This is a genomic window from Saccharopolyspora oryzae (assembly GCF_027853915.1).
Taxonomy (GTDB): domain Bacteria; phylum Actinomycetota; class Actinomycetes; order Mycobacteriales; family Pseudonocardiaceae; genus Saccharopolyspora; species Saccharopolyspora oryzae.
In genome coordinates this window covers 126913-147107 of the sequence record NZ_JAQGLA010000007.1, presented here as the reverse complement: position 1 = coordinate 147107, position 20195 = coordinate 126913, and the positions used below count along the sequence as shown (strand labels likewise).

The 20195-nt window shown below is 69.9% G+C and carries 20 protein-coding genes; 15 read left to right on the top strand and 5 right to left on the bottom strand.

The window, feature by feature from the left end:
• Nucleotides 1-157: 157 nt before the first annotated feature.
• From OU415_RS07420 to OU415_RS07405, 4 genes are all read left to right on the top strand, one after another.
• Nucleotides 158-1729 (top strand): bifunctional 3-(3-hydroxy-phenyl)propionate/3-hydroxycinnamic acid hydroxylase, encoded by a 1572-nt coding sequence (locus OU415_RS07420; protein WP_270947837.1) that lies wholly within the window; start codon nt 158-160, stop codon nt 1727-1729.
• Nucleotides 1729-2628, top strand: a complete 900-nt coding sequence (locus tag OU415_RS07415) for a VOC family protein (RefSeq protein WP_270947836.1) — start codon at nt 1729-1731, stop codon at nt 2626-2628. The genes OU415_RS07420 and OU415_RS07415 overlap by 1 nt, the downstream gene beginning before the upstream one ends.
• Before the next feature lie 258 nt (nt 2629-2886).
• Nucleotides 2887-3726, top strand: a complete 840-nt coding sequence (locus tag OU415_RS07410; RefSeq protein WP_270947835.1) for an alpha/beta fold hydrolase — start codon at nt 2887-2889, stop codon at nt 3724-3726.
• 190 nt (nt 3727-3916) lie between these two features.
• Nucleotides 3917-4963: an MBL fold metallo-hydrolase gene (locus OU415_RS07405; RefSeq protein WP_270947834.1), complete on the top strand. Its 1047-nt coding sequence runs from the start codon at nt 3917-3919 to the stop codon at nt 4961-4963.
• 299 nt (nt 4964-5262) lie between these two features.
• Here the strand turns inward: OU415_RS07405 and OU415_RS07400 are convergent, their stop codons facing one another.
• The 4 genes from OU415_RS07400 to OU415_RS07385 all read right to left on the bottom strand — a co-directional run bounded on the left by OU415_RS07400 (nt 5263) and on the right by OU415_RS07385 (nt 9628).
• Nucleotides 5263-7155 carry an FAD-dependent monooxygenase gene (locus OU415_RS07400; RefSeq protein WP_270947833.1) on the bottom strand — a complete coding sequence of 631 codons (1893 nt, stop codon included), beginning with the start codon at nt 7153-7155 and terminating at the stop codon, nt 5263-5265.
• 116 nt (nt 7156-7271) lie between these two features.
• Nucleotides 7272-8018 (bottom strand): IclR family transcriptional regulator, encoded by a 747-nt coding sequence (locus OU415_RS07395; protein ID WP_270947832.1) that lies wholly within the window; start codon nt 8016-8018, stop codon nt 7272-7274.
• Between the two features lie 39 nt (nt 8019-8057).
• Nucleotides 8058-8921 (bottom strand): cytochrome c biogenesis CcdA family protein, encoded by an 864-nt coding sequence (locus tag OU415_RS07390; RefSeq protein ID WP_270947831.1) that lies wholly within the window; start codon nt 8919-8921, stop codon nt 8058-8060.
• Nucleotides 8918-9628: a DsbA family protein gene (locus tag OU415_RS07385; RefSeq protein ID WP_270947830.1), complete on the bottom strand. Its 711-nt coding sequence runs from the start codon at nt 9626-9628 to the stop codon at nt 8918-8920. The genes OU415_RS07390 and OU415_RS07385 overlap by 4 nt, the downstream gene beginning before the upstream one ends.
• A gap of 103 nt (nt 9629-9731) precedes the next feature.
• Here OU415_RS07385 and OU415_RS07380 point away from each other — a divergent pair, with 103 nt between their 5' ends.
• From OU415_RS07380 to OU415_RS07355, 6 genes are all read left to right on the top strand, one after another.
• Nucleotides 9732-10187, top strand: coding sequence for a hypothetical protein (locus tag OU415_RS07380; protein ID WP_270947829.1), 456 nt, complete (start codon nt 9732-9734; stop codon nt 10185-10187).
• A 32-nt stretch (nt 10188-10219) separates the two neighbouring features.
• Nucleotides 10220-10579: a BlaI/MecI/CopY family transcriptional regulator gene (locus tag OU415_RS07375; RefSeq protein ID WP_270947828.1), complete on the top strand. Its 360-nt coding sequence runs from the start codon at nt 10220-10222 to the stop codon at nt 10577-10579.
• On the top strand, nt 10576-11580 hold the full coding sequence (locus OU415_RS07370; protein ID WP_270947827.1) for a M56 family metallopeptidase: 1005 nt from the start codon (nt 10576-10578) through the stop codon (nt 11578-11580). The genes OU415_RS07375 and OU415_RS07370 overlap by 4 nt, the downstream gene beginning before the upstream one ends.
• Nucleotides 11581-11627: 47 nt before the next feature.
• A complete protein-coding gene (locus tag OU415_RS07365; RefSeq protein ID WP_270947826.1) occupies nt 11628-12509 on the top strand; it encodes a LysR family transcriptional regulator in 882 nt (293 codons plus the stop codon).
• Between the two features lie 69 nt (nt 12510-12578).
• Nucleotides 12579-13661, top strand: a complete 1083-nt coding sequence (locus OU415_RS07360) for an MBL fold metallo-hydrolase (RefSeq protein WP_270947825.1) — start codon at nt 12579-12581, stop codon at nt 13659-13661.
• Nucleotides 13658-14992, top strand: a complete 1335-nt coding sequence (locus OU415_RS07355) for an MFS transporter (RefSeq protein ID WP_270947824.1) — start codon at nt 13658-13660, stop codon at nt 14990-14992. Before OU415_RS07360 ends, OU415_RS07355 begins: the two co-directional genes overlap by 4 nt.
• A 4-nt stretch (nt 14993-14996) precedes the next feature.
• On the opposite strand, the gene OU415_RS07350 is transcribed toward OU415_RS07355, so the two are convergent.
• Complete coding sequence (locus OU415_RS07350) at nt 14997-15794, bottom strand: IclR family transcriptional regulator domain-containing protein (RefSeq protein ID WP_270947823.1); 798 nt, start codon at nt 15792-15794, stop codon at nt 14997-14999.
• A gap of 144 nt (nt 15795-15938) precedes the next feature.
• On the opposite strand from OU415_RS07350, the gene OU415_RS07345 reads away from it, so the two are divergent.
• The 5 genes from OU415_RS07345 (at nt 15939) to OU415_RS07325 (ending at nt 20181) form a co-directional block, all read left to right on the top strand.
• Nucleotides 15939-16874 (top strand): ABC transporter substrate-binding protein, encoded by a 936-nt coding sequence (locus tag OU415_RS07345; protein WP_270947822.1) that lies wholly within the window; start codon nt 15939-15941, stop codon nt 16872-16874.
• The gene (locus tag OU415_RS07340; protein WP_270947821.1) at nt 16871-17758 is read left to right on the top strand and encodes an amino acid ABC transporter permease; all 888 of its coding nucleotides are present in this window, start codon (nt 16871-16873) and stop codon (nt 17756-17758) included. The genes OU415_RS07345 and OU415_RS07340 overlap by 4 nt, the downstream gene beginning before the upstream one ends.
• Nucleotides 17755-18525 (top strand): amino acid ABC transporter ATP-binding protein, encoded by a 771-nt coding sequence (locus tag OU415_RS07335; RefSeq protein ID WP_270947820.1) that lies wholly within the window; start codon nt 17755-17757, stop codon nt 18523-18525. Before OU415_RS07340 ends, OU415_RS07335 begins: the two co-directional genes overlap by 4 nt.
• A 23-nt stretch (nt 18526-18548) precedes the next feature.
• Nucleotides 18549-19388, top strand: coding sequence for an MBL fold metallo-hydrolase (locus OU415_RS07330; RefSeq protein WP_270947819.1), 840 nt, complete (start codon nt 18549-18551; stop codon nt 19386-19388).
• Nucleotides 19389-19473: 85 nt separating this feature from the next.
• On the top strand, nt 19474-20181 hold the full coding sequence (locus tag OU415_RS07325) for a class I SAM-dependent methyltransferase (RefSeq protein ID WP_333777250.1): 708 nt from the start codon (nt 19474-19476) through the stop codon (nt 20179-20181).
• Nucleotides 20182-20195 lie beyond the last annotated feature (14 nt).

Genomic DNA, 20195 nt, shown 5'->3' with positions numbered 1-20195 from the left:
CCCCTTGACACCGCTCCGGCGGCTGTTACCGTGGCCACTATTGGACCGAACGTTCCGTTCAATACATGTCTTCCGGGCGCCACCAGATCTCTTCCTCCCGCCCGTGGAAAGCATCCGAAATCCGTCCCAGGTTCAGCAGGACAACGGAGTTCAGCGCATGACCGAGAACTACGACGCCGACGTCGCGATAGTCGGGTACGGCCCGAGCGGCGTGATCGCAGCGCTCACCCTGGCCAAGCACGGCATCTCCGCCGTCGCGTTCGAGAAGGCCCCGGACATCTACCAGCGGGCCCGGGCCGTCACCGTCAACGACTGGACGATGCGGATCTTCCAGAACCTCGGCGTCGACGAGGCGGTGAAGAAGGACATGGATCCCCAGCGCGCGTTGCGCTGGCGGACCTACGACGGGGAAGAGCTGCTCCGCATCGACCACCCGCCGTCGACGCTGGGCATCAAGCCGCGGTTCTTCAACATCTACCAACCCGTCATGGAGGAGCAGCTCCGCGAGTGCGCGGCGCAGTACGACCAGGTCCTCGACGTGCGGTACGGCGCTGAGGTGGTCGCCGTCGAGCAGGACGGCAGCGGAGCCGCGGTCACCGCGAAAGACGTTGCGACCGGCGAAACCAGTACCACGCGGGTGCGCTACGTGCTCGGGTGCGACGGCGGCAGCAGCCCCACCCGCAGGCAGCTCGGCGTGCAGCTGCTCGGCGACACCATCGACGTCCAGTGGATCGTCATCGACTGCCGCGTCAAGCGGTGGTGGCCCGACCGGAACCTGCTCACCTTCTGGTCCGACAAGCAGCGCCCCGTCGTCGACATCGCGCTCTCCCGGGGCAACCACCGGTGGGAACTGCCGCTCAACCCCGGTGAGACCGAGGCCGATTTCCAGACGCACGACCAGGTTTGGCCGCTGCTCAACGCCCTCGGCGTCACCGAGGACGACGTCGAGATCCACCAGCACGCCTTCTACCGCCACCACACCCGCATGGCCGAGACCTGGCGAGTGGGCCGGACCTTCCTCGTCGGCGACGCGGCGCACCTGATGCCCCCGTGGGCGGGGGCGGGGATGCAGACCGGCATGCGCGACGCCCACGACATCGGGTGGAAGCTCGCGCGGGTCATCAAGGGGGACTTCGACGAGGACTTCCTAGACACCTACGAAGCGGAGCGCCGCCCCAACGCCGCGATGTACACGCAGCTCGCCGTCGAGCTCGGACGCATCATCAAGCAGGAGCTGTCCGAAGAGGAGCAGGCCGCCCTCACCGCGCCGCCAGCCGACCCCGAGAACCCGCCGGAGCCGCCGCTGATCGCCCCGCCGTTCCTGGTGGCGGGCTGGCTGCGCGGACCCGTCGGCGAGAACAGCATCGTGGGCCGGATGGTGCCGCAGCCCGTCGTCGGCGACACCCGCGGGGTGATCGCACGCCTCGACGAGCTCCTGGGCGACGACTTCGCGCTGCTCGGCGACGACGTCGATCCCGCGGCGCTGCTCAGCCCGGAGGAGAAGGCCGGTTGGGACGCGCTCGGCGCGCGCTACATCGCCGTTCGCCCGCAGGACCGGCACACCCGGGGCCCCGACGAGCTCGTCGACCTCGACGAGGTGCTCGGCCCCTGGCTGCGCTCGTACGGCGTCCGCGCCGTCGCGATCCGCCCCGACAAGTTCGTCGCCGCCGCTGACCCCAGCGGCCTCGGCATCCCCGCCCGATCCGGAAAGAACGAGGAGAACCGTTGATGACCAGCGTGACCGAACTCGCCTACATCGGCATCGAAGCGAGCGACCTCGACGCCTGGCAGCACTTCGGCGTCGACCTGATGGGCATGCAGCTCGCCGAACGCACCGAGGACTCCCTGGCGCTGCGGATGGACGCCAAGGCGCACCGCTGGATCGTCGTGCGCGGCGACGCGGACGACCTGGCGTTCACCGGTTTCGAATGCGCGACCGAGGCCGACCTCGGCGCCGTGGTGGCGAACCTGCGCGCGGCCGGCGCCGAGGTGGCGGAAGGAGGCGCTGACCTCGCCGCCGCTCGCAAGGTCGAGCGCGTGGTCGTGACGGCCGACCCCGTGGGCAACCGCGTCGAGCTGTTCGTCGGGTTGGCCGACGCCGACACGCCCTTCCAGTCCGACGTGCTGTTCTCGAACTTCGTCACCGGTGCCGGTGGCGCCGGGCACGAGTTCCTCATGGAACGCGTCGACCGCCAGGAGATCCTCGACTGGTACGGAATCCTCGGGTTCAAGGTGACCGACTACGTCAAGGAGGAAGTCGCGCCGGGCGTCTTCGCCGACGCGGTCTTCACCCGCTGCAACGAGCGGCACCACTCCGTCGCGTGGGCGGACATGCCGTTCCCCAAGCGGATCCACCACTTCATGATCGAGGTCGGCAGCATCAACGACGTCGGACTGGCCTACGACCGCTGCATGGACGCCAAGCAGCCGTTCGAGATGACGCTCGGCATGCACCCGAACGACGAGATGTTCAGCTTCTACGTCCGCACGCCGTCGGGCTTCAACATCGAGTACGGCTGGGGCGGCCTGACCATCGACGACTCCACGTGGCAGATCAAGCACCTCGACAAGCTCGACACCTGGGGCCACCGCGCCCCGCAGGTCGTCGCCGACCTGCTCAAGCCCTGAGTGCTTGTCTGAAGCTCTCGTCCTGCGGAGCGGTGCTGGTGGCGGAACCTCAGCGCCCGCCTGGACTCCGGGTGCCCGACTTTATGTATGCCAATACACGGCAGTCGGGCCGTCCTCGCCAGGCGAACGCTGAGAACCCGCGGCGGTGCAAGCGCCACAGGTGGGCTAAGCGGCTGGCGCCGCTTCAAATGCAGAGATCAAGAACCAGGACCAAGAGCAGACCCTGAAACACCGCTCCGCGGAAGGAAAAAGACGCGCATGTCGCTCACCCAGGCCGAGACCAGCCGCACCGTCAAGACCGAGGACTGGACCCTGCACTACCAGGAGGCCGGGGAAGGTCACCCCGTGGTCCTGCTGCACGGCAGCGGCCCCGGCGCCACCGGCTGGAGCAACTTCTCCGGCAACATCGAGGCGCTCGCCCAGCAGTTCCACGTGTACGCGGTGGACATGCCCGGCTGGGGCGAGTCGGACGCCGTCACCGTCGACCGGCTCGACCACGTGGAGACGGCCATCCAGCTCCTCGACGCCCTCGGCATCGAAAAGGCCGCGTTCGTCGGGAATTCGATGGGCGGCGCGACCTCCATGCGGTTGGCGACCGAGCACCCGGACCGGATCTCGCACCTCGTCACGATGGGACCGCCGACGCCCGGCCCCAAGCTGTTCGCCGCCGGCGACGGGCCGAGCGAGGGCCTCAAGGTGCTCATCGAGGCCTACCAGAACCCGACACCGGAGACCATGGGCAAGCTGATCAGCATCATGGTCCACGACAAGCAGTTCGCCACCCCGGAACTGCTCGCGGCCCGGTCGGACGCCGCGATGGCCCGCCCGGACCACCTCGAGAACTACCTGGCGGGTCTGCCGAAGGGCGCGCCGATCCCCCGGTGGGTCCGCCTCGAAGACCTCCCGAAGGTCGATGTCCCGACCCTGCTCATCCACGGTCGCGACGACCGGGTGGTGCCCTACGAGCACTCCCTGATGCTGCTCTCGCTCATCCCGAACTCGCGCCTGGTGCTGCTCAACCGCTGCGGCCACTGGGCGATGATCGAGCACCCCGACGAGTTCAACCGCCTGGTCGCGGACTTCATCGCCAACAACTGACCCGCCCCTCCACCGCCCGGTGGCACGACCCGTGCCACCGGGCGGTGTCGAACCTGCGCCGAACTGCCCGTTGCGGTGCGATCGGAGAGGAAGACGTCCCGTGAAGCTCGATCCGTGCTGTTCCGATTCATCGACCGGGCAAGGCTTGTCGCGCCGAGGTGTGCTCGGGGCCTTGGGGCTCGGAGCGGTGATGGCAGGCGTCTCCGCCTGCTCGGGTGCTCAGCCCGCCGCTACGGGTGAAACCGCCGCAGCAACAGGGGAATTCGGCCCGTTGGAACTGGTGCTGCTCGGGACGGAAGCCGGTCCACCGGTCGAGCCGACGGCCGCCGGGATTTCGAGCGCCCTCGTCGTCGACGGCGCCACCTACGTCATCGACTGCGGGCGCAGCTCGACGACCCAGTACGCACGCTCGGGGCTGCGGTTCGACTCGCTGCGCTCGATCTTCATCACCCACCTGCACGCCGACCACGTCGCGGACTACTACAACTACTTTCTCTTGGCAGGCGCCGGTCCGAACATCCAGTTCAAGGACGTGCTGGCCGGTCCCGTCGACGTCTACGGCCCGGGCCCGGCCGGCGGGCTGGGGCCGAAGTTCGGCGGCGGTGAAGTCGCGACCGTCGCACCGGAGGATCCGACTCCGGGAATCGCGGGCCTGACCCAGAAGTGCCACGAGGCCTTTGCCTACAGCACCAACTCGTTCATGCGGGACACCGGCATCCGCGACGTCCGCAGCTTGGCGAAGGTGCACGAGATCGACCTTCCCGACGTCGGCGCGAGCTTCGAGAACACCAGTCCCGCGATGGATCCGTTCCCGGTGATGGAGGACGACCGGGTGAAGGTCTCGGCGGTCCTCGTGCCGCACGGTCCGGTGTTCCCGTCGTTCGCGTTCCGCTTCGACACCGCGCACGGATCAGTGACGTTCTCCGGGGACACCACCTGCACGGACAACCTCGTGAAGCTCGCCCGCGGCTCCGGCATCCTCGTACACGAGGCGATCAACTTGCGCGGCAAGGTGAATCTCCCGCCGGTGGCGATCGACCACATGCTCCAGTCCCACGTCGAGGTCCAGAAGGTCGGCACGATCGCCCAGCGCGCCGGAGTGCCCAAGCTGGTGCTCAGCCACCTCATCGACTTCGTCACCACACCGCTCAACCGCGAACAGTGGCACGACTGGGCAAGCCAGAACTACGACGGCGAGGTCGTCATCGGCACCGAACTCCAACGAATCCGGCTGTGACCCGTGCACTTCTGCCGCGTCCGCGAGCTGATGGCACGTCACCACCGGCTCGTGCACCGGTGATACAGGACGGACGGCGGAGCGCCCAGCGGTGAACCTCTGCAGTTTCGATTGAAATTGTCTCCGAACCCCACCGCACGCTCCGTCGAAAACGCCGACAATTTCGATTGAAACTGCTACACACCCCAAGCCGACCCCTACCGCTTTGAACCCAAACCCAACCCCGTCGCCAGCGGAACCTCTGCGTCGGGAGTCCACCCCGTACCACCACTGATCGCACAGCGATGACGTCCGCCGACCTATGCCTCCACGAGCACTCCGCGGAAGAATTCGACGAGTTCGTCGTGGGCGTCGAGCGGGAGGACGTTCGCGACGTACTGGTCCGGCCGGACGACCACGAGGCAGCCCTGTTCCCGGTCCAGTCCGCGCAGGTCGAAGATGTCCGCGTTCGGGTCGGGGCAGAAGGCCTTCTCGTAGTCGACGAGCCCGAACTTGCCCTTGCGGGGGAGCAGCACCGGCGGCAGGTCGTCCACGGAGACAGCGCGATGTCCCTGCTGGAGCACGGACCGGACGTCGATCACCGAGTCCGGGTCGGCGCCGGACGGGGTGAACCGGGCGATCGGCGATTCCGGGGAGACCAGGAAGTCGGCGAGTGCCCTGAGCCGGGAACCGGGTTCGGTCGGGTGGGCGCTGTCGGCGAACGCGTAGAGGCGCCACGCGCCGTCGGCCCGCGCGGCGTGGCCTAGGTGCATCGGCTTGGCGTCGGCGAGCCGGACGACGGGTGCGGAGTGGAAGCGCATCCCGATCGGGAAGCCCTCGGCCAGGTGCTGGTGGACCGGACGGGCGGTCAGCGCGGAGGGCTCGTAGCGGACCGAGACACCAGCGGTGAACCGGCCCTGCTCGCGGAAGTAGTGCTGGAACCGCTCGGGATCCGCGTCGCCGTCCGGGCGGGCGCTGAACATCGCGGCGAACTCGCGGTCGAAGTCGATGAGCTGCTGCGCGACCTTCTGCCGCTCGGCCGAGTAGGTGCGCAGGACTTCGGGGCGGGACGTGCCGCGGAGCACGGTGCCGAGCTTCCACCCCAGGTTCCACGCGTCGGCCATCGAGACGTTCATGCCCTGACCGGCCTTCGCGCTGTGGGTGTGGCAGGCGTCGCCGGCGATGAAGGCCCGGGGCAGGCGGGATTCGTCGTCGGGGACGTCGTCGAAGCGGTCGCAGAGGCGCTGACCGATCTCGTAGACCGCCCACCAGCCGACGTGCTTCACGTCGATCGAGTAGGGGTGCAGGATGCGGTTGGCCACCGCGGCGAGCTTCTCCGGGGTGGCGGTGCGGTTGCGGAGCATCTCCGCGTCGCGGTCGTTGTCGAGCTCGATGTAGAGCCGGACCAGGTACCCGCCCTCGCGCGGGATGATCAGGATGCTGCCCTGCTCGGAGTGGATGGCGGACTTGAGCCGGATGTCGGGGAAGTCGGTGACGGCGAGGACGTCCAGCACACCCCACGACTGGTTCGTCGCGTCGCCTTCCAGCCGGCGTCCGATGGCTTCCCGGGTGCCGCTGCGCGAGCCGTCGCAGCCGACGACGTACCGGGCGCGGATCGTCGAGGTCTTCCCGGTCGGCTCGAAGCCCTCGACGTGCTGCAGGGTCACCTCGACCGGGTGCTCGGCGCTGGTGTCGGGGTCGACGCGCACGTCGGTGGCGTGCAGCCCGTAGAAGGGCTCGGCCCGGGTGGCGGAGCGGCGCATGTGGTCGCGCAGGTAGGCCAGCATCCGCGCCTGGTTGACGATCATGTGCGGCATCTCGGACAGGCCTTCCTCGACGTCGTCGATGCGGCCGGTGCGCACGATCGAGGAGGTGTCCTGCGGGTCGGGCCGCCAGAAGGTCACCTCGTTGACCTGGTAGCCCTCGTGGACGAGCTGGTCGGCCAGGCCGAACGCCTCGAACATCTCCACCGTCCGGCACGCGACGCCGTCGGCCTGGCCGACCTCCAGCGGCCCGTCCCGCCGGTCGACGATCACGGTGCGGATCTCGGGGAACTCGGCCAGCTGGGCGGCCAGGACCAGCCCGGCCGGACCGCATCCGATGATCACGACATCGGCGGTGTCCGGCAGCTCCGCACCGCGCTCGGCCAGCGACGGGTGCGGGTGCTTGACGAACGGGTCTCCGGGCTCGTAGCCGTCGAGGTAGAACTGCACTGTTCGGGCTCCTCTGGACGTCGGACATCCCAGGGCGGTGGTGGTTACCGCTGACTGCGGGGGTCTGTTCGTCCATCGTGCGGCGGGTGCGCGAGGAGGGACAGATTGTTCTGCTCTCAAGAATCGTCGTGGAGGTCCTGCGCCACCGCGCGGGCGGCTTCGTCCAGCGCGGCGGCGAGATCGGGCAGCATGCGCCGGTGGTAGCGCGCGGTGGGCATCGCCACCGAGAGCGCAGCCGGGAGGCCCTGCGCGGGATCGCCCACCGCCTGGCCGATCGCCGTGAGTCCGGCTTCGGTCGACTGGTCGTTGATCGCGAACCCGCGCCGGCGCGTCTGGCGGATCGTGCGCTCGACGACCTCGCGGGCAACGCCGGTCCGGTCCTCGTCGCCGTACCGGGCGTCGATCTCGGCCCGGTCCAGCCGGGCGAGGAGGGCGCGCCCGCCGGAGGCGAGGTGAGCGGGGAGCATCCGCCCCTCCCGGTCCCCGACGCGCAGGGCCTGATCGCATTCCGCGGTCGCGACCATCTGGACCTGCGTGCCGCGCAGCACCATCAGGTTGGCCGTCTCCCCGGTCCGCCGGACCAGCGCCCGCAAGTGCGGCAGGGCGATCTCCCGGAGGTGGGTGACGGAGTCCCCGCCGCTCCACGACCGCAGGACGGGCCCGGCTGCGTACCGGCGGTCATCGCGCTGCTCGGCGAAGGAGCGGTACACGAGCATCGCCAGCAGCCGGTGCGCCGTCGACCGGGCGACACCCAGCCGCGCCGCGGCATCGCTGACCCCCAGCGGTCCTTCCTGCTGCAACAGGACCGCCAACCGGAGCGCGTGGTCGACCGACTCGATGCTGTAGGTCGGTTTGTTCTGCACAGTGGAACGCTACCCCGCGTTCCGAAGAGCTGCCTCGCGCTATTCCTTCGGGCTGTCGGAGGTCTCCGGGGTCGGGTCCGGCTCGGGTTTGCGGCGGGTGGCGAGCAGGTACCAGGTCAGGCCCGCCAGCAGCAGCACGATGAGCACCACCAGGATCAGCTGGTCGGAGACCAGCGCCGCCGCGTGCTGGACCCAGGCCTGCACGGCGAACTGCGCGTCGATGCCGACGATGCCGCCGAGCGATCCGGTGCCGTCGGTGGTGAGGAACAGCGCGCCGAGCGCGATGAAGACCAGCCCGGAGATCAGCGTCGTGCTGTGCACGCGGAGGGGGCCGAGCCGCAGCTCCCGGCCGCGCAGCCACCGGCGCCGGCCGAGGTCGAAGCGGTCCCACAGGGCGGCGATGACGAACAGCGGCAGCGCCATGCCCAGCGCGTAGATGGCCAGCAGGATCCCGCCGTAGGCGGGGCTGGAGCCGGTCATCGCCATCGTCAGCACGCTGCCGAGCAGGGGACCGGCGCAGAACCCGGCCAGCCCGTACACGGTTCCCAGCAGGTACACCGACAGCGCGGAGGAGATCTTGATCCGCCCGCTGAGCCGTTGCGCCGCCGTGGAACCGAAGCCGAACCCGAAGATCTGGGCCGCGCCCAGCAGGATCATGAGCCAGCCGCCGATCAGCACGACGAGGTCGCGGTGCTGGTTGAGCACCGCGCCGATCGAGCCGGCGGCCACGCCCATCGGTACCAGGGTGGTGGCCAGGCCGAGGTAGAAGATGCCGGTGCGCAGCAGCAGGCGCACCCGGTCGGCGAAGGCGTAGGCGAAGAACGCGGGGACGAGCAGCGCGGAACAGGGGCTCAGCAGCGACAGCACGCCGCCGAGGAACGCGCCGAAGTAGCCGATCGTCATGCCTTGGCCCGTTCTTCCTCGATCACCGCGACGAACTGGTCCAGCGGTTGGGCGCCGAGGACGGCTTGGCCGTTGATGATGAAGGTCGGGGTGCTGGACGCGCCGAGCGCTTGTCCTTCGGCGGCGTCGAGCTGGATCGCCTCCAGGATCGCCGGGTCGTTGCGGTCGGCGTTGAACTTCGCCAGGTCCGGCACGCCTGCTTCGCGGGCCACCTGCTGGATGGTCTCCTCCGGGAAGGACGGCCTCTCCCCGCCGTTGCCGCGCTCGTACGCGGCGTAGTGGAACTGCCAGAACATGCCCTGGCGTCCCGCGGCCCGGGCGGCTTTGGCGACCTCCACGGATTCGTCGCCGAAGATGGGGAAGTCGCGCCACTCGATGCGCAGCACGCCGGTCTCGACGTACCGCTTGATCAGCTCCGGTTCGACGTCGGCGGCGAACTTCGAGCAGAACGGGCAGCGGAAGTCCTCGTACTTGATCATCACCACCGGTGCGTCGACCCGGCCCATCGCGAACGGGTCGTCGGGCTGGCGGCGCTGCAGGACCTTGAGTGCCGCGGACATGTCGTTCTGCTGCGTCGCACCGGGTTGCTGGGCCGATTCGGGGGATGGCCCGCCGCCGCTGAACGCGCCCCACGCCAACGCGGCGACGGCGGCCACGACCACCGCCACGATCCCCCACCGGAACGCCGGCGAGCCCTTGGAGGTCATCACGCACCTTTTCTATCGAACTTAGTAGTGTTCTTATCCCGCATAGTAGAGTCGGTGCATCGGGGCGTTCCGGGCACCCCGGGCGAGTCGGACGGAGGACCTGATGCGGGACTGGACGGCGCGGCAGTGGCTGGTCGCCGCTCTCGTCGCGGCGGGCATTGTGCTGGTGGCCGGCGCGGTGACCGGCCTCATCCCGAATCCGCTGTTCACGCGGATGATCGAGGCGCCGTGGTGGAGCTATCCGGTGTGGATCGCCTCCGCGGTGCTGTCCGGGCTGCTCGTCGCGAGCTACCTCGCGCCCAGCGCGCAGCTCGCGGCGGAGCGCTCCCGGGACCAACGCCGCACCGTCGTCGGTGCGGTGCTGTCGTTCCTCGCCGTCGGCTGTCCGACCTGCAACAAGCTGGTCGTGCTCGCCTTGGGCACCAGCGGGGCGGTCACCTGGTTCGGTCCGCTGCAACCGGTGCTGGCGATCGGCTCGCTCGTACTGCTGGGTTTCGCTTTGCGCGCCAGGCTCCGTTCGGCGCGGGGCTGCCGAGTACCCGCGGCGGGAAGACCATGACCTACCCTGCCCGATCGGAAGGGAGAATTCCGATGCGCAGCCTGGGGCCGCTGGAGTCGGCCGTGATGAACCTGCTGTGGGAAGCGGCGGATCCGATGAGCGTGCGGGAGGTGCTCGACGGCCTCCGCGACCGCGGTCTCGCCTACACCACGGTGGCCACCGTGCTGGAGAACCTCCACCGCAAGCAGTGGGTCGACCGCGACCGGATCGGCCGGGTCTGGTTCTACCGCCCCCGCCTGCAGGCCAGCGAGCACGCCGCGCTGCTGATGAGGGAAGCGCTCGCGGCCAGCAACAGCCCGCGCGCGACGTTCCTCAAGTTCGTCGACGAGATCACCGACGAGGAAGCCGAGATGCTGCGGGAACTGCTCGGCGAAACCCCGGAGGAACGATGACGCCGCTGCTCATCGGCCTGTTCGCCTACACCGCGGCGCTGGCCGCGTGGGGACCCCGCCTGATGCGGTCCTGTCGGCGCTGGCAGTCCTCGGCGCCCCGGCTCGGACTCGTCCTCTGGACGGCGCTGGCCACCTCCTGGATCGTGTCGGTCGTCAGCGCCGGCCTCGCCGCGATGGCGCAGCTCTCCGGAGGTCTCGGCCTCGCCGGACTGCTGCACGCCTGCTTGCGCGCACTGCTGACGATCGTCGGAGTGCACAGCCTCGCCGACGCGCCCGCGGCGATCGCGCTGCTCGGCTCGGCCGTTGTGCTGGCGAGGCTGTTCACCGTCGCCGCGCGCCACGCCCGGCAGACCCGCCAGCACCGCAAGCTGCACCGGCAGACCCTGCGGTCCACTTCGGACTCGGCGGTCCACGACGGAGTTCCGGTCGCCGTCGTGGAAGCCGAACAGGCCGCCGCTTATTGCGTTCCCGGGCAGGACCCGACCGTCGTGCTCACCACGGGCGCCCTGCGTCGGCTGGTACCGGCGGAGCGCGCCGCCGTCCTCGCGCACGAGATCGCCCACCTGCGCGGCAAGCACCACTTCGTGCTGGGCTGGACGGCGATCCTCGCGCGCGCGTTCCCCTTCGTGCCGCTGCTGAAGGCGGCTTCGCAGGAGACCGCCCGCCTCGTCGAGTGGATCGCCGACGACCAGGCGGGCCGTCGGCACGGGAACCGAGCGGTGGCCCGAGCGTTGGCGGTGATGGCCACGAGCAACCGGAATTCGACCACCCGCGTGCCGAAAGCCGCGCTCGCCGCGGTCGGTTCCGGCGTCCCGGAGCGGGTCAGGCGCCTCGTCCAACCCCGCGCAGCAGCTCGCTCGGCCTCCTGGCGAATCGCCGCGGCTCTGGCCCTCCCGGTGATCGCGCTCGTCGCGGCAGCGGCGGTTCTCCTCCCGTGCGCCACCGCTGACCCGACACCGATCTGCAGCGGACGCCCGAGCCTCACGGATCCCGCGTACTGACCAGCCGTGACCGCGAACGTCCAGCGGGCGATGACTAGCGTGGGGGCGTGGAACGACGTCAGCTCGAGTACTTCCTCGCAGTGGTGGACCACGGCGGGTTCACCGCAGCCGCCGCGGCGCTGCACGTGGCCCAACCCTCCCTCTCCCACTCGATCAAGGTCCTCGAACGGGAACTGGGTGCGGAACTCTTCCACCGGCTGCCCCGCCGCGTGCGGCTCACCGCCGCCGGTGCCGCGCTGATCGACTTCGCCCGCCGCGCGTTGCGGGAGATGGAGACCGGGCGGGCCGCGGTGCGCGAGGTGACCGGGCTGATGGCGGGCAGGTTGGACCTGGTCACGCTGCCCACGCTCGCGCTGGATCCGCTGGCCGCCGCGATCGGCCGGTTCCGCGCCCGCCATCCGAAGGTCCAGGTGCGGCTGTACCAGCCGGAGTCCGAAGAGGACGTGCGCGCGGCCGTGCGCACCGGGGAAGCCGAACTCGGCTTCGCCGACGCGGTGCCGGGTCCGAGCGAGGACCTGGAGAGCGTCCCGATCGCCGAGCAGGAACTCGTCGTCGCCCTGCCGCCGGGCAGCACCCCGCCGCCGGACGGGCGCATCACCGTCGACGACCTGCTCACCAGGGATGTCGTGACCGGGCTGGCGGGCACCCTGGTGCGGGACCTCCTGCGGGTCGAAGGCGAACGCCGAGGCGTCGAGCCCAACATCGTGGTGGAAGTCGGCCACCGCGAGTCCGCCCTGCACCTGGTGGTCGCCGGCGCCGGATGCGCCGCGCTGCCGCGTCCCCTCGCGCGACTGGCCGAGCTCGAAGGGGCAGTGCTGTGCTCGATGGATCCGGTGCTGAACCGCCGGATCGACCTCTTCCGCCGTCCGGGCAAGCTGTCCCCGGCCGCGAAAGCGTTCCAGGAGCTCCTGCTCGACCAAGAGCCATAGACTCCTTCTATCGTCAGGCGCGAAATTCGGTATTTGTGCCGATCGGTGGCGTGGCTTCCAATCTTCGGCATGACCGACACCACAATCCGCGACCTCCGCAGCTCCTCCGATCCGCGCCCGAGGGTCGTCACCCTCGGCACCGCAGGAGGTCCGCGCTGGTGGTCGGGCGTGGACGCGGGCAAGCGCTCCGGCATCGCCACGGCAGTCCTCGTCGGTGACCGCGCCTACCTCGTCGACGCCGGCCACGGCGTCGGGCGGCAGCTGAACCTCGCCGGCATCCCGATCAGCTCGCTGCGCGCGGTGTTCCTCACGCACCTGCACTCCGACCACACCGTCGACCTGGCGAGCCTGGCCATCTTCGGCATGTTCGCGCTGGCCGAGGGGCAGGACCCGATCCGGATCATCGGACCGGGCGACCGCGCCGCGCTGCCGCCCGTCGCGCCCCGAGCGGTGGTGCCGCCGTCCCCGGTGTTCCCCGAGCAGCCGACGCCGGGCACGGCGGCGATGTTCCACCGCCTGATGGCCGCCCACGCCACCGACCTGAACGACCGCGTGCTCGACGCGCTGCGGCCCAGTCCGCTCGACCACTTCCTGGCCGAGGACATCCGCATTCCGGAGAGCGCCGGTTACCACCCGAACGACAACCCGACGCCGGACGGCATGCAGCCGTTCGAGATCTACGCGGACGACCTGGTCACCGTCACGGCCACCCTCGTGCGCCACCCGCCGATCGCGCCGGCGTTCGCATTCCGCTTCGACACCGCGCACGGCTCCGCCACCATCTCCGGCGACACCGCGCCGTGCGAGAACCTGGTCCGCCTCGCCCGCGGCACCGATCTGCTGCTGCACGAGGCGATCGACTTCGACTGGGTGCACCGCACCTACGCGGGAGGTGGCCCGACCGCGCAGGCCTCGATCGACCACCACACCAAGTCGCACACCAGCCCGGAGCAGGCGGTGGACATCGCCAACGCCGCAGGCGCCGGGGCATTGGCCCTGCACCACCTGGTGCCCGGCACCGCCCCGCGGTCGGTGTGGGATTCCGCGGCCGCGCGGTGCCACGGCACCTTCATCGTCCCCGACGACCTCGACGTGCTCCCGTTCGGCGCGCCGGCCACCGTCGCCCCGCACAGGAAGGTGTCCGCATCGTGAATCCGCAGACCGCCGCCCCGACCGGCCGGGAGTCCACATCGGACAGCCTCGGCACCCGGGAGATGCGGCGCATCCTGGCGTCGAGCTTCATCGGCAGCGCCATCGAGTTCTACGACTTCATCCTGTACGCGACCGCCGCCAGCCTGGTGTTCGGCAAGCTGTTCTTCGCCGGGATGCCGCCCGCGGTGGGCCTGTTCGCCTCGTTCAGCACGCTGGCGGTCGGCTACCTCGCGCGGCCGCTCGGCGGTGCGATCTTCGGCCACTTCGGCGACCGCCTCGGCCGCAAGGGCGTGCTGATCGTGTCGATGGTGCTGATGGGTGCGGCCACCACCGCGATCGGCGTGCTGCCGACCGGCGCCCAGATCGGCGTCGCGGCTCCCACCCTGCTGGTCGTGCTGCGGCTGGTGCAGGGCTTGGCCGTCGGTGGCGAATGGGGTGGCGCGATGCTGGTGGCGCTCGAACACGCCCCGTCGACGCGACGGGGGTTCGCGGCGAGCTTCGCCAACATGGGCGGTCCCGCCGGTGCCGTGCTCGCGACCCTGGTGGAGACGGCGTACTCGACGCTGCCGGACGCGGAGTTCCTCAGCTGGGGCTGGCGGGTGCCGTTCCTGCTCAGCACCGCGCTGATCGCCATCGGCCTGCTGATCCGGTTGAAGGTGTCCGAGACGCCGCTGTTCCTGGAGCTGGAGTCCAAGGCCGAACGCCGGAAGATCCCGCTGCTGGAGGTCGTCACGCAGTACCCGCGCAACCTGGTGCTCGGCGTCGTCGCCGGCATGAGCTCTTACACCGTGCAAGGGCTGATGACGGTGTGGGCGGTGGCCTACGCGATCGACCTGGGGGTCGACCGGACCGGCGTGCTCAACGTCAAGGCGGTCGGGGCTGCGCTGACCGTCGTCGGGATCTGGTTCGCCGCGCGCCTGTCCGACCGGTTCGGCCGCAAGCCGGTGATGCTGGTCGGCATGCTCGCCGGTGCGGTGCTGGCCTACCCGATCGTCTTGCTGCTGCAGACGGGCACGCTGTGGGGGTTCGCGATCGGCCTCTTCTTGGCCAACGGCATCGTCCAGGGCGTGATCTTCGGACCGTTCGGCGCGTTCGTCGCCGAGCTGTTCCCGACCCGGATGCGCTACACCGGTGCGTCGTTGGCCTACCAGACCGCCTCGACCCTCGGCGCCGGGTTCACCCCGGTGATCGCCTCCGGCCTGGTGCTCGCGGCTGGTGGCGACCTGTGGCTGATCGCCCTGGTGTGGGCGCTGTCGTTCCTGATCTCCGCGGCCTGCGTGCTGGCCACCCGCGAAGGCCGAACCGTCGACCTCGCCGGGGAGACCAGGTAGCCGCTCACCGGTCGGTTCCGGTGGCGAGGTGGACTTCCACGCTGGACGCGGCGTCCCGCAGCTTCGGGAGCAGGGTGTCGACGAGGGTGGCCGTGGAAACCCGCGAGGCGACTGCGCTGACGCTGAGCGCCGCGGCCACCGTCCCGGAGGCGTCGCGAACGCCGACGGCGACCGATCTGATCCCGACCTGGAACTCCTCGTCGCCCAGCGCATAGCCGTCGTTGCGGGCACGTTCGACGGTGGCGAGGAGTTCGTCCAGGTCGGTCACGGTGTTCGCCGTGTGGTGGACGCGGTCGGTCGCCTCCAGGATCGTGCGGACCTCCTCCGGTGGGAGAGCGGAAAGCAGCACTCGACCCATGGCGGTGCAGTACGCGGGCAGGCTTCGGCCGAGCTGGACCTGCACGGCCAGTTCCCGGTGCGCGTTGGCGGACAGCACGTTCGTGACGTGGTGTCCATTGCGGACGGTCAACGCGCACGATTCATGGAGCTCGGCCGCGAGCTTCTCCAGCTCGGTCTCCACGGGGCGGGTGAACGCTGCCGTCGCGTAGTACGGGTAGGCGAGTTCGACCAGCTTGGGCTGCGCGACGAAGGACCGTCCGCGCACGGCCAGGTAGCCGAGCTCGACGAAGGTGTGCAGGTAGCGCCGCGCCGCAGCGGGTGACATGCCTGCGCGGGCGGCGACCTCGGACAGCGACAGCTGGGGAGGTCGCCCGTCGAAGGCGCGGAGGACCGCGAGGCCGCGTTCCAGCGAACGCACGAAAAGCCCGTCGCCGGCGTCGTGGTTCGTTCCTCGTTGGCTCATCTCGTGCTCCGCTCCGTGTTCCGGGGCAAGACCGTCCCATCTCGCGGGCACCGCCTTGACAGTGCACTGTGCAGCACGCAGGGTGAATTCGTCCAGCGCAAGCCTTTTCGCTCTCCGAAAATCTCAGCGGACGAGGGGACCCACATGGGCGCTTGGTCGCCGAATTCCCGCCACCGATCGACCCGCCCGGTCGTGGTCCTCGCCGTGCTCGCAGCGTGCGCCGCGCTGCTCAGCGGGTGTCTCGTGCCGCGCGCAGCGGGAGGCAAGGACCAGCAGGGCGTGTCGGTGCCGAGCGGACCTGCTCGGTTGCCGGACGAGATCCGCCAGCGCGGTGTGATCGTCGTGGCCGGTCAGCTGGCCAGTCCGCCGCTCGGCTACCTCGACAGCGACGGCAGGACGGTCCGCGGGCTGAACAAGGACATAGCCGAGGAGCTCGGCCGCAGGCTGGGCGTGCAGGTCCGGTTCGAGCAGTACCCGTTCGCCGGGCTGATCCCGGCGGTGCAGTCCGGCAAGGCCGACGTGGCGATGGACCTCATCGGTGACACCGAAGAACGCCGCCGGCTCGTCGACTTCGTCGACTACCTCGACCAGGCCACCACGATGCTGGTCCCGCAGGGAAACCCGCTGGGGCTCGGCGACGTCGGTGATTTGTGCGGTCGTGCGGTCGCGGTCGTGCGCGGCGGGGTGCAACTCGCGCTGGCCGAGGAGACTTCGGGCAAGTGCGCCGCATCCGGGAAGCCACCGCTGGACGTGCAGCAGCTCAACAACCCGGCCGACGCGCGGCTGCAGGTGCAGAGCGGGCGGGTGGCCGCGTTCCTGGGCAACACCCCGGTGCTGCGCTACATCGCCGACACCGCGGAAGGCGGGCAGCTCTTCGACACCGCCGGTTCGGGCCAGCACCAGCGCCAGCCCATCGGCATCATCACCGCGAAGGACAAGACCGAACTCCGCGATGCGCTCATCGCGGCCCTCGGCGGGATGTTCTCCGACGGTTCCCTCGCGCGCCTGGTCGACCAGTACGGCCTCGGCGATCTCGCGCTGCAGAAACCCGTGGTCAACGGCCAGGAGGTCATCCGATGAGCGGCGGAACGGCGACGTTGACCGCGAAGCACCGGGGCGATCGGGCGATCGCCGACCCGGTCGCGCGCAAGCGGCACCCGGGCCGGTGGCTGTCCGGCATCGCGGTGGCGGTCGCGGTCGGGTTCGTGCTGGTGTCGCTGTACCAGAACCCGGCGCTGGACCACGCCACCATCGCGCGGTTCCTGACCGCCGACACCATCCTGGCCGGGCTGCGCAGCACCGTCCTGCTGGCGATCGTGTCGATGGCGATCGGGGTCGTGCTCGGCACCGCCCTGGCGCTCATGCGGCTGTCGCGGAACCCGGTGCTGCGGGCCATCTCCGTCGGGTACGTCACCGTGGTGCGCGGGGTGCCGTTGCTGGTGCAGATCCTCTTCTGGGGCAACATCGCGCTGTTCTACGACCGGGTGGACCTGGTGTGGCCGTTCACCGGTGAAGTCCTCACCAGCTGGGAGACCAACGCCCTGATCACACCGTTCGTCGCGTCGGTGCTCGCCCTGTCGCTGAACGAAGCGGCCTACATGGCCGAGATCGTGCGCGCGGGTGTCGGCTCGATCGACAGGGGGCAGACCGAGGCCTCGACCGCGTTGGGGCTCAACGGTTTCCAGACCTTCCGCAAGGTCATCGCGCCCCAAGCGCTCAAGGTGGTGGTGCCACCGACCGGCAGCCAGTTCGTGACGATGCTGAAGATGACCTCGCTGGTCTCGGTCATCGCCGGGGGAGACCTGCTCACCGAGGCGCAGAACATCGCCGCCTCGAACCTGCGCATCCTGGAACTGCTGGTCATCGCCTCGCTGTGGTACCTGCTGATCACCGGACTGGCGACCATCGCGCAGACGGTCCTGGAACGACGGCTGGCGCGCAGCGCGCGGAAGGTGCACTCATGAGCTCGGAATCTCCCATGCTCGAAGCGGTCGACCTGCACAAGCGGTTCGGCGAGCTGAACGTCCTCAATGGAGTGTCGCTCTCGGTGCCGCGGGGCAAGGTCATGTGCCTGCTGGGGCCTTCCGGCTCCGGCAAGAGCACCTTCCTGCGCTGCATCAACCACTTGGAACGCGTGGACGGCGGCCGGATCCGGCTCGACGGCGAACTGATCGGCCACGTCGAGCGCAACGGCGTGCTGCACGAGCTGCCGGGGCGGCGGATCGTCCACCAACGTCAACGCATCGGCATGGTCTTCCAGCAGTTCAACCTGTTCCCGCACCTGACCGTCGCGCAGAACATCGCGCTCGCCCCGACGACGCTGCGCAAGCTCAGCAAGTCCGCGGCCCGGCAGCGGGCGCTCGAACTGCTCGACCGCGTCGGCTTGCGGGACAAGATCGACGTCTACCCGAGCGCGTTGTCCGGCGGGCAGCAGCAGCGGGTGGCGATCGCCCGCGCCCTGGCCACCGACCCGAAGCTGATGCTCTTCGACGAACCCACCTCAGCGCTCGACCCCGCGCTGGTGGGCGAAGTGCTCGCCGTGATGCGCGATCTCGCTGCCGATGGCATGACCATGGTCGTGGTCACCCACGAGATCGGCTTCGCGCGGGACGTCGCGCACCTGACCGCGGTGCTCGACGGCGGTGAGGTCGTCGAAACCGGACCGTCGGAGCGGGTCCTGGAATCACCTGGTCACCCGCGGGTGAAGGAATTCCTCAAACACGTTCGCTAGCAACGGAATCAGGGGTTCACACCTTGCACAGCACCGAGCTCGTCCTGCTGGGAACGGCCGGCGGTCCGACGCCCAAGCGCAACCGCAGCGCACCGGCCCAGGCGATCGTGGTCGGCGACCGCACGTACCTGATCGACGCGGGGAACGGAGTCGCCCGCCAGCTCGTGGCCGCCGACATCCCGCTGCGCTCGCTGACCGCCGCGTGCGTGACGCACCACCACTCCGACCACAACGTCGACCTGGGCACGGTCGTGCACCTGGCCTGGTGCGCGGACCTGCGCCAACCGGTCCGCCTGTACGGTCCGCCGCCGCTGACCGAGATGATGGCCGCCTTCGCCCGCTACGCCGACACCGACGTCACCACCAGGATCGCCGACGAAGGACGCCCGGACTTCGCCGAGCTGATCGTCCCCGAAGACGTGCACGGCCCGGGCCCGGTGTACGAGGACGACCGCGTGCGCATCTCGGCGACGCGGGTGCACCACCCGCCGATGGACGCGCTGGCCTACCGGATCGACACCGAGGACCGCTCGATCGTCATCTCCGGCGACACGGCCCCCTGCCAGCAGCTCGTCGACCTCGCCACCGGTGCCGACGTCCTCGTCCACGAAGTCATGCACGTCCCGAGCATCGAACCGCTGCTCGCCCGCACCAACGGGGCGCGGCTGCGCCGGCACCTGCTCGACTCGCACACCTCGGTCTCCGAAGTCGGCGCCATCGCCGAGAGCGCCGGAGTCCCGACCCTGGTGCTGAGCCACTTCGTGCCGAGCCACCCCGAAGTCCCCGACGACATCTGGCGAGAAGAAGCCCAGCGCGACTACACCGGAAAAGTCATCGTCGGCCAAGACCTGATGTCCCTCTGACCACCGCCAGGTGCTGGGTGCACGCAGTCGTGTGAATCGGGGCCACGGCCAGGTTGGCTTCTGCCCTGCTGGGGGCGCAGGTGCGATGTCGAGGCAGTACAACAAAAGAATGAGCGCATCCTCGGCAAGCGGTGATCGGCCCCCGGAACTGCGTCGGTTCCAGCACCCCCGCTTCGGTCGCTTCTGGGTCCGCGTCAGCGAGATCGCGGATCGCCGCGGTGCTGTGGAACACCGGCGGAGGCTGGTTTCCGGGACCACCGGAAGGGTCCTCGAGATAGGTTCGGGAAACGGGCGCAACTTCCAGCACTACCCGGCGTCGGTCACCGAAGTGGTCGCGGTGGAACCCAATGACGAGCTCCGCGTGCACTCGGAGCGCAACGCGGCCTCGGCGCCGGTCCCCGTTCGAGTCGTTCCCGGGCACGCCGATGCCCTGCCGGGTGAGAGCAGCAGCTTCGACGGTGTCGTCCTGTGCCAGGTGCTGTGCTCGGTCCCCGACCCGGCGAGTGCTCTGCGCGAGATCCGGCGGGTGCTGCGACCGCAGGGGAAGGTGCACTTCCTCGAACACGTCCGGTCGAGTCGCCGGCTGGTCGGAGCGTTCCAGGAGGGGATCGCGCCGATCTGGCGGCGGTTGTGCGGCGGCTGCGAGCTCCACCGCGACACCGCGAGCGAGATCGAGGGGGCCGGGTTCGCGCTCGGATCCGTGCGCCGGTTCGGCTTCAGCCCGGGGCCCCTGTTCTGGATGACCTACGTCCTCGGCACCGCGGCACCGGACGACCACGCGGACCACCCGTGACGGTCCCGCCGCCC